14 protein-coding genes are annotated in these 15432 nt (G+C 70.4%); 7 read left to right on the top strand and 7 right to left on the bottom strand.

Annotation, left to right across the window (positions count from 1 at the left end):
• Positions 1 to 113: 113 nt before the first annotated feature.
• The gene (locus tag LWP59_RS25705; protein ID WP_144633653.1) at positions 114 to 875 is read right to left on the bottom strand and encodes an IclR family transcriptional regulator; all 762 of its coding nucleotides are present in this window, start codon (positions 873 to 875) and stop codon (positions 114 to 116) included.
• Positions 876 to 983: 108 nt separating this feature from the next.
• On the opposite strand from LWP59_RS25705, the gene LWP59_RS25700 reads away from it, so the two are divergent.
• Genes LWP59_RS25700 through LWP59_RS25680 form a run of 5 tightly spaced genes read left to right on the top strand, consistent with a single transcriptional unit; the run spans position 984 to position 6081 of the window.
• Positions 984 to 2102 carry a zinc-dependent alcohol dehydrogenase gene (locus LWP59_RS25700; protein ID WP_144633656.1) on the top strand — a complete coding sequence of 373 codons (1119 nt, stop codon included), beginning with the start codon at positions 984 to 986 and terminating at the stop codon, positions 2100 to 2102.
• Between the two features lie 25 nt (positions 2103 to 2127).
• A complete protein-coding gene (locus tag LWP59_RS25695) occupies positions 2128 to 3414 on the top strand; it encodes a Rieske 2Fe-2S domain-containing protein (protein ID WP_144633659.1) in 1287 nt (428 codons plus the stop codon).
• A gap of 16 nt (positions 3415 to 3430) precedes the next feature.
• The gene (locus LWP59_RS25690; protein WP_144633662.1) at positions 3431 to 3856 is read left to right on the top strand and encodes a hypothetical protein; all 426 of its coding nucleotides are present in this window, start codon (positions 3431 to 3433) and stop codon (positions 3854 to 3856) included.
• Positions 3853 to 4812 carry a PDR/VanB family oxidoreductase gene (locus LWP59_RS25685; RefSeq protein WP_144633665.1) on the top strand — a complete coding sequence of 320 codons (960 nt, stop codon included), beginning with the start codon at positions 3853 to 3855 and terminating at the stop codon, positions 4810 to 4812. Before LWP59_RS25690 ends, LWP59_RS25685 begins: the two co-directional genes overlap by 4 nt.
• Before the next feature lie 33 nt (positions 4813 to 4845).
• The gene (locus tag LWP59_RS25680) at positions 4846 to 6081 is read left to right on the top strand and encodes an MFS transporter (protein WP_229858200.1); all 1236 of its coding nucleotides are present in this window, start codon (positions 4846 to 4848) and stop codon (positions 6079 to 6081) included.
• Here the strand turns inward: LWP59_RS25680 and LWP59_RS25675 are convergent.
• From LWP59_RS25675 to LWP59_RS25650, 6 genes are all read right to left on the bottom strand, one after another.
• Positions 6076 to 7785 carry a GMC oxidoreductase gene (locus tag LWP59_RS25675; protein WP_144633668.1) on the bottom strand — a complete coding sequence of 570 codons (1710 nt, stop codon included), beginning with the start codon at positions 7783 to 7785 and terminating at the stop codon, positions 6076 to 6078. The genes LWP59_RS25680 and LWP59_RS25675 overlap by 6 nt on opposite strands.
• A gap of 8 nt (positions 7786 to 7793) precedes the next feature.
• Positions 7794 to 9770 (bottom strand): fatty acid desaturase, encoded by a 1977-nt coding sequence (locus tag LWP59_RS25670; protein ID WP_229858197.1) that lies wholly within the window; start codon positions 9768 to 9770, stop codon positions 7794 to 7796.
• Positions 9770 to 10087: a ferredoxin gene (gene fdxA, locus LWP59_RS25665; RefSeq protein WP_144633671.1), complete on the bottom strand. Its 318-nt coding sequence runs from the start codon at positions 10085 to 10087 to the stop codon at positions 9770 to 9772. The genes LWP59_RS25670 and fdxA overlap by 1 nt, the downstream gene beginning before the upstream one ends.
• Before the next feature lie 13 nt (positions 10088 to 10100).
• Positions 10101 to 11087 carry an NAD(P)/FAD-dependent oxidoreductase gene (locus LWP59_RS25660; RefSeq protein WP_144633674.1) on the bottom strand — a complete coding sequence of 329 codons (987 nt, stop codon included), beginning with the start codon at positions 11085 to 11087 and terminating at the stop codon, positions 10101 to 10103.
• Positions 11084 to 12064 carry a R2-like ligand-binding oxidase gene (locus LWP59_RS25655; RefSeq protein ID WP_144633677.1) on the bottom strand — a complete coding sequence of 327 codons (981 nt, stop codon included), beginning with the start codon at positions 12062 to 12064 and terminating at the stop codon, positions 11084 to 11086. The genes LWP59_RS25660 and LWP59_RS25655 overlap by 4 nt, the downstream gene beginning before the upstream one ends.
• A gap of 135 nt (positions 12065 to 12199) precedes the next feature.
• Positions 12200 to 13480 (bottom strand): sensor histidine kinase, encoded by a 1281-nt coding sequence (locus LWP59_RS25650; RefSeq protein ID WP_229858194.1) that lies wholly within the window; start codon positions 13478 to 13480, stop codon positions 12200 to 12202.
• 19 nt (positions 13481 to 13499) lie between these two features.
• On the opposite strand from LWP59_RS25650, the gene LWP59_RS25645 reads away from it, so the two are divergent.
• Positions 13500 to 14165 (top strand): response regulator transcription factor, encoded by a 666-nt coding sequence (locus tag LWP59_RS25645; RefSeq protein ID WP_144633680.1) that lies wholly within the window; start codon positions 13500 to 13502, stop codon positions 14163 to 14165.
• A 231-nt stretch (positions 14166 to 14396) separates the two neighbouring features.
• A complete protein-coding gene (locus LWP59_RS25640) occupies positions 14397 to 15428 on the top strand; it encodes an ABC transporter ATP-binding protein (RefSeq protein WP_144633683.1) in 1032 nt (343 codons plus the stop codon).
• Positions 15429 to 15432: the final 4 nt, after the last annotated feature.

Genomic DNA, 15432 nt, shown 5'->3' with positions numbered 1-15432 from the left:
GCCGTTTCCAGCGTTCATGTTCTGCCTCGCCCGTTGACGGAGGTTGCTGCCTTGCACAGGTATGAACCCGGCCGGGCGGACCAGCGGCTGAACTGCCTCGCGGTGGCGGCCCGTCAGCCGCGGACCGCTCGGCTGATGCGCTCGGCGGTGGCCCGCACCTGGTCCACAATGTACTTCCGGTGGTCGTCGTCGAGGCGGAAGTCCGCGCAGGCGGCGGATAACGCGGCCACCGGTTTTTCGCCTTCGGTGATGAGCGAAGCGGCCGCCCAGACGCCGTCGTCGATCTCATGGCTGCTGGTCGACCAGCCGCGGGTCGCCGCCTGGGTGACTTCGTCGACGAATTCGGCCCGCTGGCGCTCGGCGTCCGCGCCGCCGGAGAGCCAGCGGTCGATGTAGGCGAAGCGGTCGGCCTCGGCCATGGAGCCCACCAGCACCTTCACGCTGGCGCCGCGCACCGGGGGCAGGTCCTGCCCCGGTTCGAAGGAGAGGCGCAAACGGCGATTGGCTTCGACCCGGTGCACGCACACCGGTCTGCCGTCCACCAGCTGTGCCAGCAGCACGGTTTCGCCGATCTCGTGGGCGAGTTCCCGCATGAACGGCTCGGCGAGGTCGATCAAGCTCGCGGCGGCCTGCGCGGCGCGGCCGAGCGCGGCCACCCTGGGGGTCAGGTGGTAGCGGCCCCGTTCACCTTCGGCGACCAGACCGAGTTCCCGGAGCAGTGCGACATAGCGATGGGCGGACGGCAAGGGCACCTCGGTGCGGTCGGCCAGTTCTCTGACCGACGCGACCGGCCGGTCCTCGCTGAACGCGAACAACAGCTCGAGGACCCGTCGCGCGCTGTCCGCCCCTACCCGCGCCTGCTTGGCCTCGGACACAAGTCACCTCTTGACCTTTGCTGGACCGACCTCGTACGGTCTTAGTATCAGTGAGTGATAGTAAATTATCATAGAGTGATAATCAAATCAAGCAGGAGAGAAGGTGCGATGACTGCCCTGGTGCCGGACTCCGCGTGGGCCAGCCTTGCCCTGCCCGACGGAACCGCCGAGCTGCGCCGGTTTCCGATGCGCGAAGCCCCGGCGGACGCGGGATGGCTCCGGGTGACGGCTTCCGGCATCTGCGGCACGGACGTGCGGCTGTGCGCCGACGGTCTGCCCGAGCCGACGGTGCTGGGGCATCACGTGGTCGGCGAACTCGCGACCGCCGGCCCGCTCGCGCAACGCCGGTGGGGTCTGGTGCCCGGCGACCACGTCGTGGTCGAGGAGTACTTGCCTTGCGGGCACTGCGAAACCTGCGCGAGCGGCTGGTACCGGCTGTGCCCGGCGACCGACCTGTGGAGCGGGGGACGCCGGATCGGCACCGTTCCCGCGAGTGTGGAGCCCGGCTTGTCCGGCGGCAACGCCGAGTACCTGTACCTGCCGGCGAACGCGGTGGTGCACAAGCTCCCGCCCGAACTGCCGTGGTCCCTGGCGGCCTGGACCCTGCCGCTGGCGAACGCGCTGGACTGGCTGCTCGAAGCCGCGGCATTGGTCGCGGGTGAGCGGGTGGTCGTGCTGGGGCCGGGATATCACGGCCTGGCCGCCGCGGCGGCGGCGAAGCAGGCCGGGGCGGCGGCGGTCGTGGTGTGCGGCCGTCCCAGCGACGGGAAGCGGCTCGAGCTCGCGGCGAACCTCGGCTGCGAGACCGTCGTCCTCTCCGGCGGTGCCGGACCCGTGTCGGCGATCCGGGCCGCGCTCGGCGGGCACTCCGCCGATGTCGTGCTCGACGCGGGCGCGTCCGATCCGGACACGATCCGCTGGTCGCTGACCCTGCTCGGGTTCCGGGGCCGGCTCGTGCTCACCTCGCCGAAAGAACCCGCGACAGCGGCCGTCGACACCGGCTTGCTCACCCGGCGCATGCTCACCTTCCGCGCGGTCCGCGGCCGTTCCCCACGGTGGATCACCCGGGCCATCGAACTGCTGGCCTCCGGGAAATCCGGTCTTGACCACGTGCCCACCGCCGAGATCGGCCTGGCCGAGGTGGGCGACATGCTCGCCCGGCTCGCGGCCGGCACCGGCCCGAGCACCCCGCACGTCGTCGTGTGTCCCGGCACCGTCCGGGCCTGAAACCCTCCAGAAAGGACAGAACCAAGTGTTGACGCAAGAGCAGAACGAACGTCTCGTTCGCACCGGACCCGGCACCGAGATGGGCGACCTGCTGCGCCGCTACTGGATTCCGGCTCTGCTGGCCGAGGAGATTCCCGAACCCGACTGCCCGCCGGTCCGCGTGCAGCTGCTCGGCGAACGGCTGATCGCGTTCCGCGACACCAAGGGCCGGGTGGGGCTGCTGGACGAGATGTGCAGCCACCGCACCGCGTCCCTGTTCTTCGCGCGGAACGAGGAATGCGGGCTGCGCTGCGCCTATCACGGCTGGAAGTACGACATCGAGGGCAACTGCGTCGACATGCCCTCCGAGCCCGTGGGCAGCCGGTTCCGGGAGCGGATCAAGCATCCGGCGTACCCGTGCGTCGAGCGGGGCGGGGTCGTCTGGACGTACATGGGGCCCGCCGAGCTCAAGCCCGCGCCGCCCGAACTGGAATGGGCGATGCTGCCCGGTTCCCAGCGGTTCGTCTCGAAACGATTGCAGGAGACCAACTTCCTGCAGGCCATGGAAGGTGGCATCGACTCCAGTCACGTTTCCTTCGCGCACCGGTTCAACATGGACGACGACCCGATGCACGCCGGTACCGAAGGGCTCGTGTACCTCAAGAACGACACCCGTCCCAAGTTCGAGGTGAGCGAGTCCGACGGCGGCCTGCTGATCGGCGCGCGCCGCACGGTGGACGAGGAGCGCTACTACTGGCGGGTCACGCAGTGGATCATGCCCTGGTACACGATCATCCCGCCGTTCGGCACGCACAACCCGCTGGGCGCGCACGCCTGGGTGCCGATCGACGACGAGACCTGCTGGGCCTGGAGCATCAACTACCACCCGACCCGTGACCTGCGCGAGGACGAGGTCGCCTCGATGGTGCGGGGCGAGGGGATCCACGCGAAGTACATCCCGGGCACCTACCGGACGCTGGCCAACGCGGGCAACGACTACCTGATCGACCGGCAGGCGCAGCGCGACAAGAGGTCGTTCAGCGGGGTCGAGGGCATCGCCGCGCAGGACTTCTCGCTCCAGGAGAGCATGGGCCCGATCGTGGACCGCACCAAGGAAAGGCTCGGCACCAGCGACGCCGCGATCATCCTCGCCCGCCGGCGCCTGCTCGCCGCGGCGGAGACCGCGCGCGGCGGCGGCCCGGTCCCCGGCCTGGCTCCCGAGCATCACCGCGTCCGCTCCACCTCCGTCCTGCTGCCCAAGGGGACGCCCTTCCAGGAAGGCGCGCAGGAAGCACTCGTCGCCAAGCCGGGCGAAGAGTTCGTCTCCATCTGAGAAAGGACCACGATTCATGGCTTCCTGGGCGTGGCCGAGAAGTTCGTACGAGGCAACGGTTCTGCTCGTCCCGTTGGACGACGAGTCCACCAGGGACGCCGTCGGCCTTGAGGGCGTGCGGGTCTTCGGGCCGGAGGACGGCGAGCCGGGGCCGGCCGTGCACACCGCCGACATGGTGGTGCTGCTGACGTGCGATCTGTCCGTTGTGGACACCGAGCTGGTCGTGGCGGTGTGTGACGCGGCGCGGATGGAGGGCAGGCTGATCGGCGCCGTCATCGTCGATCCCGCCCTCGGCTGGCACACCGACGCGGCCCGCCGGGCCGCGGTCGTGGTGCGGGAGTCGGTCGACACCGTGCTCGTGCTCCGGGAGATGAGCACCGCGCGCGCCTTCATCGACGTGCTCCGCGGCGGCGACCGGGAAGCACTGGCGGGCGCCCGGTGAGCGCCGACGAAGCCCGCCGCGTCCTGGTCACCCAGGCCCGGCGGGAGGCCGACGGCGTGGTCTCGCTGACCCTGTCCGATCCGGACGGCCGGGAGCTGCCCGCCTGGGAGCCGGGCGCCCACGTGGATCTCGTGCTGCCGTCCGGCGCGGTCCGTCAGTACTCACTGTGCGGCCACGCGGACGACCGCTACAGCTACACGGTCGCCGTGCTGCGGGAGACCGGCGGCCGGGGTGGTTCGGCCGAGGTCCACGACACCGGCCTGGTGGGACGCGAGCTGACGATACGCGGACCGCGCAACCATTTCCGGCTGGTCGACGCCCCCGGGTACGTGCTGCTGGCGGGCGGCATCGGGATCACCCCGATCCTGAGCATGGCCCGGCGTCTCGCGGCCGGCCCGGCACCGTGGCTGTTGTGCTACGGCGGACGTAGCGCCGCTTCGATGGCCTTCACCGGGGAGCTCGCCGCGCTGAGCCGGGGCCGGGTGGAGTTCTATCCCGAGGACGAGGCGGGCCGGCTGCCGCTGGAGCGGATCCTGGCGGATCTCGTGCCGCGGACGGCCGTGTATGTCTGCGGCCCGCCGGGGCTCATCGCCGCGGTCCAGGATTGCGCCGGAAAGCTGTTCCCGGAACAGGATCTGCACCTCGAGCGGTTCACCGCGGCCCCGGACGCGCAACCACGCGCGGACGGCGATGCGTTCGAAGTGGAGCTCGCCCGCACCGGCGAGGTGCTCGAAGTACCCGGCGACCGCAGCATTCTCGACGTGGTCCGCGACGCCCGCCCGGACATCCTTTCCTCCTGCGAGGAAGGTTTCTGCGGCACCTGCGAGACCAAGGTGCTCGCCGGAGACCCCGAGCATCGCGACACGATTCTCACCGAGGCCGACCGGGAGCGCGGCGCCACGATGATGATCTGCGTCGGCCGCAGCCGTTCCCCCCGGCTGGTCCTGGATCTCTGACGACCATCCCACCACGGATCGAAAGGCTCAAAGATGAGCATCGCGCAGGGCACTGGCACGGTCTCCGGTACCGCCTCCCGTTATCGCTGGGTGGTGCTGACGCTGTGTTGGCTCTCGTTCACCATGACCTCGGTGGACCGCTCGACCTGGGGGCCGGCCTCGGTCTTCGTCGGGAAGGCACTCGCCGTGCCGCTGGCGAGCCTGGGAGCGTTCGCGACCGCGTACTACATCGGCTACGTGCTCTCGAACGCGCTCGGCGGGTTCGCGTCGGACCGGTTCGGCAGCCGCTACACCCTGACCATCTCGCTGGTCGGGGCGGGCGCTTTCATGATGGTGTTCGGCGCGACCACCTCCGCCGCGATCGGGATCGCCGTGCAGGCGGTCGTCGGGCTGTTCGCCGGGGCCGACTACTCCGCGGGCGTGAAGCTGCTGGCGAGCTGGTTCCGCCCCGACCAGCTCGGCCTGGTCATGGGCGTTTTCACCGCCGCCACCTCGCTGGGCACCGTGATCGCGAACGCCGTCGTGCCGAGCCTGATCGAGAAGTCCGGCTGGCACACCTCCTACCACCTCTTCGGCCTGATCTCGATCGTGGTCGGCGTGGTCCTCTTCCTGGTCGTGCGACCGGGCCCGGTGACCGGCGAGCACGCGAGCCCCGCACGCCGCGGGTCGACGCTGGCCGCACTGGTCCGCAACCGCGATCTGGTCCTGCTCGCGCTGGCCGGTTTCGGCGGGTTCTGGGGCACCTACGGCTTCATCACCTGGTCCAACACCTTGATGATCAAGGGGCACGGTGTGTCACCGAAAACAGCGGGCGCCATCGTCGCGGTCTTCGCCGCGACCGCGGTGATCGGCAAACCCCTGGTCGGATTGATCGCGGACAGGTTCGGCGGGGCCCGCAAGGTGCCTTCGATCGTCATCCTGGCCCTGTTCGTCGTCACGCTGATCGTTTTCGGCAGTCTCGGCAACGTCACCGGGTTCTTCGTCGTCGCGCCCGTGCTCGGCCTCGCCGCCTACTGTTACCTGCCGCTGATCGTCGCGATGACCCCACAGCTGGTGGAAAGCCGCCTCGTCGGGACCGCGGCCGGAGCCTGCAACGCCTTCTGGCAGCTCGGCAGCGTGCTCGTCCCGCTCGCTGTCGGTGCCGTCTTCCAGGCGACGAACTCGTTCCTGGCCGCGTTCCTGACCCTCAGCGCCGGGCCCCTGATCGGCCTCCTGCTCATGCTGCCGATCAAGGAACGCGCCACCCGGACCCCGGTGGAGACGTCATGAGCGTCCGGTCAGGCGCAGGGCGCCAGGCGCGCCGGCGGGGACCGCGGGGTTCGCCGGCGCGACGGCGGGCAGTGGCCGGTAGCGCTCCCCGAGCGGCGGCCGGAGGTCGGGCTGTCCTTTGTTGGGCCAGAACGACATCGCCCGCTCGGCCTGCGCGGTGATGGTGAGCGACGGGTTCACGCCGAGGTTCGCCGAGACGGCGGAACCGTCGATCACGTGCAGGCCGGGGTGACCGTAGAGGCGCTGCCACGCGTCGAGCACACCGTCCTCGGGGGAGTTCCCGATAGGGCAGCCGCCGATGAAGTGCGCGGTGAGCGGGATGTTCGCGATTTCGCCGATCGTGCCGCCCGCGATCCCGTCGATCTTCTCCGCGGTGCGCCTCGTCGCTTCGTTCGCGGCGGGGATCCAGCTCGGGTTGGGGCGGCCGTGGCCCTGCTTCGAGGTGAGCTTGTGCCGGCCGAAGAGTCCCTTGCGGCCGGACACGGTGATGGAGTTGTCCAGCGACTGCATCACCAGCAGGATGATCGACTTCTCCGACCAGCGGCGCGGCCAGACGTGCCAGCTCAGGTGCCGTGGGTTGGCGGTCATCTCCTTGAGCCAGCGCAGCCAGCGGGGCACGCGCCCGCCGCCGTCGGTGAGCGCGGTCTGCATCAGCGCCATCGCGTTGCTGCCCTTGCCGTAGCGCACGGGCTCGACGTGGGTGTTCTCGTCCGGATGGAAGGACGACGTGATGGCGATCCCGGTGCTGAAATCCGCCTTGGGCAAGCGGGACTTGGCGCTGAGGATGGCTTCGGAGTTGGTCCGGGTCAGCTCGCCCAGCCTGCCGGAGATCTCCGGCAGGACCCCTTCGTCGCGCAACCGGTGCAGGAGCTTCTGCGTGTGGTAGGTACCTGCGGCGAAGACCACCTGCTCCGCCGTGAAGACCCGCTCGTGGGCAGGGCGGCGTGGCTTGCCGGTGCGTACCGTGCGCACGGTGTACCCGCCGCAGGGCCGTGGCCGCACCTCGGTCACCGTCGTCATCGGGTGCACCTCGGCGCCGTGGGATTCGGCCAGGTGCAGGTAGTTCTTGGGGAGTGTGTTCTTCGCGTTGTGCCGGCAGCCGGTCATGCACGAGCCGCAGCCCACGCAGGTGCGCCGGGTGGGCCCGGCTCCGCCGAAGAACGGGTCGGCCACGTCCGTGCCCGGTTCGGTGCCGGGGGGACCGAAGAACACCCCGACCGGGGTCGGCCGGAAGGTGTGCCCGACGCCCATGTCGTGGGCGACCTGCCGGATGACCGTGTCGGCGGGGGTGTGCAGCGGGTTGGTCACCACCCCCAGCATGCGCTTCGCCTGGTCGTAGTGCGGGGCGAGCTCCGCACGCCAGTCGGTGATGTCGCGCCACTGGGGATCGAGATAGAAGGCATCGGAGGCGGGCTCGTAGAGGGTGTTGGCGTAGAGGAGCGAGCCGCCGCCGACACCGGCCGCGGCGAGCACGACGACATCGCGCAGCAAGGCGATGCGCTGCAGGCCGAAACAGCCGAGCCGGGGAGCCCACAGGAAGTTCCGCAGGTCCCACGATGTCCTGGGATAACTGGATTCGTCGAAGCGGCGGCCGGCTTCCAGCACGCCGACGCGGTAGCCCTTCTCGGTCAGGCGCAGCGCCGTGACCGAGCCACCGAAACCGGAGCCGATCACCACGACGTCGTAGTCATAGCTCATGGTCATGTCCCATCTCAAGCGTCGTAGTCGAGGTCGAACCTGGTACTGGTCGGCCTGGTCTGGCAGGTGAGCACGTAGCCCGCGGCGACTTCGCCGGGGTCGAGCGCGTAGTTGAGCTCCATCTCGCCGGTACCCCGCACCACCTTCGCCCGGCAGGTGCCGCAGGCGCCGCCCATGCAGGCGTAGGGCGCGTCGACGCCGGCGGACAGCAGCGACTCGAGCGCCGACTCCCGGCCGGTGCTCTCGGCCGTGACCAGCCGCCCGTTCACGGTGGCGGTGATCGTCGCCGCGACACCGTCCACTGTGGTCTCGCCGGGCTCGGTGCGGAACAGTTCGAAGTGGACAGCTCCGGCCCGGTGCCGGTGCAGGAACGCGCGGGTGTCGTCGACCAGCGCTTGGGGCCCGCACAGGTACCAGGCGTCGACACCGCCCAGGAACGTGGCCAGCCGCCCGGTGCCGATCCGGCCGTGGACCTGTTCCTCGAAGCCCGACCCGGGCCGGAACTCCCCGCGCTCGCCGGTGTGGAAATGGATGATCCGCAAGCGCCCCTCGAACTGGCGGGCCAGCATCGCCAGCTCGTCGGCGAACATCGTGGACGCGACGCTCCGGTTGCCGTAGAGCAGCGTGAACCGGCTGTCCTCCTCCACCGCGAGCGCGGTGCTGAGCATCGAGATCACCGGGGTGATCCCGCTGCCGGCGACAACGCCGACGTAGTGTTTCGCGTTGCCCGCAACCGGCGCCAGCGTGAACCGGCCGGCCGGGGGCAGCACCTCCAGCACGTCACCGGCTTCGAGCTCGTCGGTGAGATGACGGGAGAAATCGCCGATCCGCTTCACCGCGATGCGAAGCAGATCCGACCGCGCGGACGCGCAGATCGAGTACGTGCGGCGCACCTCGGCGCCGTCGGCGAACCGGCGCAGGGTGAGATGCTGGCCGGGCAGGAACCGGAACTCCTCGCGCAGCTCGGCCGGGACATCGAAGGTGATGGACACGCTGTCGGCGGTCAACGGGCGTACCTCGGAAACCACCAGCTGGTGAAACCTCGGTGCGGCGACGGGTTTCCCGGCGAAGGAGTCGGTGAGCCACCGCCACGCCCGGTACTCCGACGCGGTCAGCTCGCGGCCCCACGCGGTCCGGATCGGCACCTCGCGGTCGAGGTAGGCCTCCTGGTTCCGCCGCCACGCCCGCACGTAGCGGTAGAACGGGATCGCCGGGTGCAGGTGGTGCACCAGGTGGTAGTTCTGGTACAGCATCACCGGGGTCAGCAGCCATTCCGCACCGACCCGTATCCGGGTGGCGCGGAACCGGTTCCGCGCGGCGGTTTCCGGCAGCCCGTGGTGCGGCAGCCAGTCGAACCACCAGGCGAGCACGGCGAGCCCGATGCGTTGCGGGATCAGGTAGATCACCGCGAGCTGCCACAGGTGGCCGGTGGCGATCGCGCCGGCCGCGACGGCCAGGCTCAGCGCGACCATGACGGTGGTCTCGCCGACCTCGAGCCGGGGCCGCCGGCGCATCCGCGGCACGTAGAACCGCACGTACCAGGCGTCGATGGTCAGCCAGCGGTAGGGGAGCTGCCACCAGGGGCCGTGGCTGGTCCAGGCGTCAGGGTCGGTGCCGATGTCCTCGTTGGTGTTGCGGTGGTGCTCGATGTGGATGTAGCGGATCGCGCCGAAGCTCACGTAACTCGCCACGAACGGCAGCGACAGCCGGCCGAACAGCTCGTTGACCCAGGTCCACCGGCCCGCCGCGTGGTGGGTGGCCTCGTGCAGCACGGTGAACATGGTGAAGGTGACGGTGGCGTGCAACGGGATCGTCAGCCACGGCGTGGTCCCGGTGCCCAGCACCAGCCACGTGGCGAACACCCACAGCGCCAGCGAGCCGAAGAACAGCACGACGGTCGGGGCGGCGGCGCGGGCGAGCGGGATGCCCGGATCGGGCACCCCGCGCCGGACCGCGCGCGCCTCGGCCTCGGTGAGCACCGGGCCCGTCATCACGCCTCCTTGACGAGGTCGGCGACGAACGGCGGGTCGGTGAGCTTCCCGTCCACCTTGGGAGAACCGCCGGGCGAGCCGAGCTCGGCGAACACGCTCCGGCTGCTCTCCTGGAACGGCAGCCACCGCTCGTCGAGCCGCTGTGCGGGACGGATCGCCTCGACCGGGCAGACCACTTCGCAGGCCCCGCAGTCGATGCACTCGGCCGGGTGGATGTACATCATCCGTTCGCCCTCGTAGATGCAGTCGACCGGGCATTCCTCGACGCAGGACTTGTCCATCTCGTCGACGCAGGGTTCACCGATCACGAATGCCATCTCTTCTCCTTCTTCAGACCCGTTCGAGCAAGGCCGGCGGTGCGTCGGACGAGTGCCCGGGCGCCAGGCCGACTTCCGGCTGCAGCACGGCGGCCGCGTTGTTGACGGCGGTCGCGACCTCGCCGAAGCCCACGGCGATCAGCTTGACCTTGCCGTCGTGGGTCGCGATGTCGCCGGCCGCGTATACCTGGGGGAGGCTGGTGGCCATCGCCGCGTCGACCAGGATCGAGCGGTCCCGCAGGGCAAGACCCCACGACGCGATGGGGCCGAGCTGGAGCTTGAAACCGAGCGCGGCGACCACGACGTCGGCGGGCACCACGGCGCCCGTGTCGAGCTCCACCGCGGTCACCCGGTCTTCGCCGTGCAGCCCGGTGACCTGCGCGTCGAGCACGAGCTCACAGGTCGAGGCGTGCAGCCGGGCCACCGAGTGCTCGTGTGCGCGGAAGGCCCGCCGCCGGTGGACCAGCCGGACGCTGTTCGCCCGCTCCACCGCGGCCAGCGCCCAGTCCACCGCGGAGTCGCCACCGCCGACCACGACCACGTCGCGGCCGTCGAAGGTGTCCAGATCCGGCACGAAGTAGTGCAGGCCGCGGCCGAGGTGGCGCTCGCCGCAGGGCAGCGGCCGCGGGCTGGCCGACCCGACGCCGGCGGTGATCACCACGGCGCCCGCCTCGACGACCAGGCCCGCGCTGCTGGTCACGACGACCGAGCCGGCGCGGTGTTCCAGCCGTTCCGCCTGCTGACCGAGCAGGTACCGCGGGCCGAACGGGGCTGCCTGGCGCACCAGGCTTTCGACCAGGTCCTGGCCCTTGACCTGCGGGAACCCGGCGACGTCGTAGATGTTCTTCTGCGGGTACAGCGCGCTGACCTGGCCGCCGACCTGCGGCAGCGAGTCCATCACCGCGACCCGCAGCCCGCGGAAGCCCGCGTAGTAGGCGCCGAACAGACCGACCGGTCCGGCGCCGATCAGCAGCAGGTCGACCCGCAGCGGCGCGGTCACCCGGCCGCTCCCGCCACGGCCTCCGTCTGCGCCCGGTCCTCTTCGGCGAACTTGTCCTCGAGGTTCATCGGCGAGTAGTCCTCGTCGATCTCCTCGACCGCGCGGCCGCGGGCGCTTTCGATGGACTGCAGCCGGCGGCCGACCTTGTCCAGGGCGTACTCGGTCATGTCCCGCACGCTCACCCCGAACGGCGCGTTCTCGCCGAAGGGTGCGAGCATCTCGGTGATGAGCCCGACCGCCGGTTCGAGCAGCTCCTGCATGCGGTCGGAGACGACCTGCCAGTTGGTGTCGTCGGCGGCCACGTGGCGGCGGCAGGTGAAGGTGCCCCAGGCCATGTGGCGGCGCTCGTCGTCACCGATGTATCGGATGATCTGCTGCATGCCGGGCAGGATGCCGCGGCTGTGGCAGATCTTCGCCCAGGCGAAGTAGCCGGTGAGCGCGAGACAGCCTTCCACGACATGGTTGTAGGTCACCGACGCGCGGATCTGCGCCGCCGGGGACGGGTCGGCGGCCAGCGCGTAGAGCGACTGCGGCAGCTCCTCCATGAAGATCCGGCGGTAGGAGTCGCCGTTCTCGGTGAACGCGTGCAGGTCCTCGGTCACGCCGACGGCGTCGAACCACATCCGGAAGGCCTGCATGTGCTTGCCCTCTTCGAAGGTGAACTGGGTCAGGTAGGTCTCGTCGCCGAGCCGGCCCTCGGCCGCCATCGCGTTCATGAACGGCTGCAGGTCCTGGGTCACCGACTCCTCGCCGGCCATGAAGTTCGCGGCGAGCACACAGGTCATCCGTTGCTCGTCGGCGCTCAGCGCGGCGAAGTCGGCCGCGTCCTGGCTGAGGTCGATGTCGTCGGGGTTCCAGAACTTCTTGTTGCCCTTGCGGAACAGCTTCATGGGGAACGAGTCGAGCCGCAGGCCGCCCTGGGACAGGCTGCCGAATCCGGTGCGGTTTCCGTGCTCGATGCTGCGGGTGATGGACATGGTGCACTCCCTGCATGACGGGAACTTCGGTGTCCGCGCGGAACGCGGGAGCACCCAGGATCACCGACGAGGGCCGGTCCGCGCGGGGTCCGTGCGCGCCAGTTCTGGCCCCGGCGTGCCAGTTCGCGGGCCCGTTCAGCCGACCGGCACGTCGAACCGGGCGATCAGCCCGCCGCCGGCGCGCTGGGAGAAGTCCAGCCGCCCGCCGAGCGCCTGCACGATCTGCTCGACGATCCACAGGCCGAGGCCCGCGGTACCGCGGTTCGGCCCGGTGCCGGTGTACTTGCCGGTGAGCCTGTCGAGGTCCGCGGGGTCGATGCCGGGGCCCCGGTCGAGTATCCGCACGTGCAGGCGGTTGTCGTGCACCCCCGCCTCGATGTCGACGGGATGGCCTTCGCCGTGTCGCGCGGCGTTCTCCAGCAGGTTCGTGAGCACGCGCCGCAGCCGTTGGGAGTCGAGGGTGACCGTCTGCTCCTCGTCGTCGAGCCGCAGGCGCAGCCGGGGCGGGCGCAGGCCCGCGGCGTCGGCCGATGCCAGCAGCAGGGCGCGCAGCTCGACGGCGCGGACGCGGCCCGTGCTGAAGCTGGGACGGCGGCTCGCAGCGACGTCGGCGAGCGCGTCGAGCATGTCGGAGAGGTGGTTCGCGTGCTCGGCGACCAGCCGGGTGCTGGCCGCCCGGTCGGCGAACCTGATCGGGCTCTGCGGGTTCGCCAGGCCGCGCGCGAGCGCCCGCAGCGACGCCACCGGCGTGCGGAACTCGTGCAGCAGCACCGCGAGCCCGTCCTGCTGCGACTGGTAGGACTCCAGCAGCCGCTGCCGCAGGTCCCGCTCCTCCTCGGCCGCGGCGTGCTCGGCCATCGCCTCGACCCGGGCGGCGATCCCCGCCTCGCGCTCTCGCTCGACCAGCCGGGACAGGCTCGCCCCGAGCACCCCGGTCAGCACCAGGTAGCCGGCCCACCACGTGCCCTGCCGCACCCGCTCACCGAGTGGGACCGACCCGGGATCGACGAGCAGGGCGATGGCCAGGTAGGCGACGCCGAGCGTCACCGCGAGCAACACGGTCGGGCGCAGCGGCAGCCGGATGGCCGCCGCGGTGACGACCAGCAGCAGGATGGCCACGGCGGGGCTCGCGGCGGCGCCGGACAACGCGACCGCGAGGAGGGCGAGGGTGGCGTCCGCCGCGGTCACCAGCCAGGCGGTGCGCCGGCCCCGCAGCTCCCACCGGGGGTGGGCGGCGACCGCGAACGCGTAGCCGCAGGCCAGCACCAGCACGACGGCCACCGGGACGAGGTGCCGGCGGATCGCGGCGTCGCCGCCGATCAGCAGCACCGCGATCGACAGCACCACGACGACTCGTACCCCGACCATCACCCGTGCGACCGGGGTCGCGCCGAGGTCGGCCTCCGTTGCCGTCATGGGCTGTAATACTAGGACGGTGAACGACCGGCGACTCGTGACCGTGATCGTGGACGACCACGAACTGTTCGCCAGGGGCCTCGCGCTGCTGCTGTCCACCCAGGCGGGGGACCGGTTCGAGGTGGCCGGGCTGACGACCCACGTGGAGGAGGCGCCGGGGCTGGTGGAATCCTGCGGCGCCGAGCTGGCCATCGTGGACCTCGCGATGCCGCCGCTCGGTGGTGCGGCGGCGATCCGCCAGATCAAGCGCCGGTTTCCCGGCACCCGCGTGCTCGCACTGTCCGGTTCGGATGATCTCGACCTGGCGGAGCAGGCCTTGCGCGCCGGTGCGGACGGCTATCTGACGAAGTCGGCCGATCCCGAGGTCCTCGTCGCGCCGCTGCTGACGGTCGCGGCCGGTTTCCGGGTACTCGAAGGGGAACTGCTCGACCTGCTGCTGACCACGACCAAGAAGCCGCCGGAGTCGTTGCTGAGCGGGCTGGGTTCCCAGGACCTGCGGTTGTGGACGCTGCTCGCCCGCGGCCTGGAAACCAATGACATCGCGAACCGGATGCTGGTCTCCGAGCGCACCGCCAAGCGGATGGTGGCCTCGCTGCTGAACAAGATCGGCGCGGCCAACCGGGTCGAGGCAGCCGGTCTCGCCGGTTCCTACGGCCTGCTCGAGGACTCCACGGAACCCGGCTAGCCACCTCGGCGACCCGGCGACGAACCAGGGGCCCAGGGCCCCGCGGACCGGTACGAAACCTCCTCGGCGTGCGCCGTGGCGGTTGTCCGCGCCAAGCCGCTTTCACCACTTTGGACAGTCACTCCTCCGGAAGCTGGCCTGCGCGGGCCACGGTTGGCCCGCGCGGACGTCGTAACGGGGCGCGGGCACCCGGCAGAGTGCCCGCATACCGGAACTCGACGAGGAGTGTTGATGGGTGCTGAGGTGGTCATCGAAGGGCTGACGAAGTCGTTCGGAAGGCAGACCATCTGGCGGGACGTGACGCTGACCCTGCCTCCTGGTGAGGTTTCGGTGATGCTCGGTCCGTCGGGAACCGGTAAGTCCGTGTTCCTCAAGTCGATGATCGGGCTGCTCAAGCCCGACCGTGGCACCTGCGTGATCAACGGGGTGGACATCGTCCGCTGCAGCGAGCACAAGCTGTACGAGACGCGGAAGTTGTTCGGGGTGCTGTTCCAGGACGGCGCGTTGTTCGGTTCGATGAACCTGTACGACAACGTCGCGTTCCCGCTGCGCGAGCACACGAAGAAGTCCGAGTCGGAGATCCGCCGGATCGTCTTCGAGAAGTTGGAGATGACCGGTCTGGCGGGGGCGGAGAAGAAGCTGCCCGGTGAGATCTCCGGTGGTATGCGCAAGCGGGCCGGCCTGGCGCGGGCGCTGGTGCTGGACCCGGAGATCATCCTGGTCGACGAGCCGGACTCGGGTCTGGACCCGGTGCGCACGACCTACATCTCCCAGTTGTTCCTGGACGTGAACGCGCAGATCGACGCGACGTTCCTGATCGTCACGCACAACATCAACCTGGCCCGCACGGTGCCGGACAACCTGGGCATGCTCTTCCGCAAGGAGCTGGTCATGTTCGGGCCGCGCGAGGTGCTGCTGACCAGCGAGGAGCCGGTGGTCAAGCAGTTCCTCAACGGCCGGATGGACGGGCCGATCGGGATGAGCGAGGAGAAGGACTCCGCGACGATCGCCGCCGAGCGGGCGATGTTCGAGGCGGGGCACCACGCCGGTGGCGTCGAGGAGGTCGTCGGCATCCCGCCGCAGATGCAGCCGTCCCCCGGCTTGCCGGAGCGGGAGGGCGTGCACCGGCGCAAGGCGCGGGTCATGCGGATCCTCGACACCCTGCCGCCCGCCGCGCGGGAAGGGATCATCAACTCCCTCACACTCGAGGAACAACGGCGCTGGCACGGACGGCACGCCCGGATGGCGCAGGTGCATCCGTGAGCCA

The organism is Amycolatopsis acidiphila, assembly GCF_021391495.1.
Lineage (GTDB): Bacteria > Actinomycetota > Actinomycetes > Mycobacteriales > Pseudonocardiaceae > Amycolatopsis_E > Amycolatopsis_E acidiphila.
Note: the sequence above shows the minus strand (reverse complement) of the source record. Positions and strands in the feature narration are given on the sequence as shown.

What these genes read in the sequence shown, in the direction of transcription:
- LWP59_RS25675 (WP_144633668.1), bottom strand. Translation starts at nt 7,785, where the DNA reads ATGACCATGAGCTATGACTACGACGTCGTGGTGATCGGCTCCGGTTTC.
- fdxA (WP_144633671.1), bottom strand. Translation starts at nt 10,087, where the DNA reads ATGGCATTCGTGATCGGTGAACCCTGCGTCGACGAGATGGACAAGTCC.
- LWP59_RS25670 (WP_229858197.1), bottom strand. Translation starts at nt 9,770, where the DNA reads ATGACGGGCCCGGTGCTCACCGAGGCCGAGGCGCGCGCGGTCCGGCGC.
- LWP59_RS25690 (WP_144633662.1), top strand. Translation starts at nt 3,431, where the DNA reads ATGGCTTCCTGGGCGTGGCCGAGAAGTTCGTACGAGGCAACGGTTCTG.
- LWP59_RS25650 (WP_229858194.1), bottom strand. Translation starts at nt 13,480, where the DNA reads ATGACGGCAACGGAGGCCGACCTCGGCGCGACCCCGGTCGCACGGGTG.
- LWP59_RS25640 (WP_144633683.1), top strand. Translation starts at nt 14,397, where the DNA reads ATGGGTGCTGAGGTGGTCATCGAAGGGCTGACGAAGTCGTTCGGAAGG.
- LWP59_RS25680 (WP_229858200.1), top strand. Translation starts at nt 4,846, where the DNA reads ATGAGCATCGCGCAGGGCACTGGCACGGTCTCCGGTACCGCCTCCCGT.
- LWP59_RS25655 (WP_144633677.1), bottom strand. Translation starts at nt 12,064, where the DNA reads ATGTCCATCACCCGCAGCATCGAGCACGGAAACCGCACCGGATTCGGC.
- LWP59_RS25700 (WP_144633656.1), top strand. Translation starts at nt 984, where the DNA reads ATGACTGCCCTGGTGCCGGACTCCGCGTGGGCCAGCCTTGCCCTGCCC.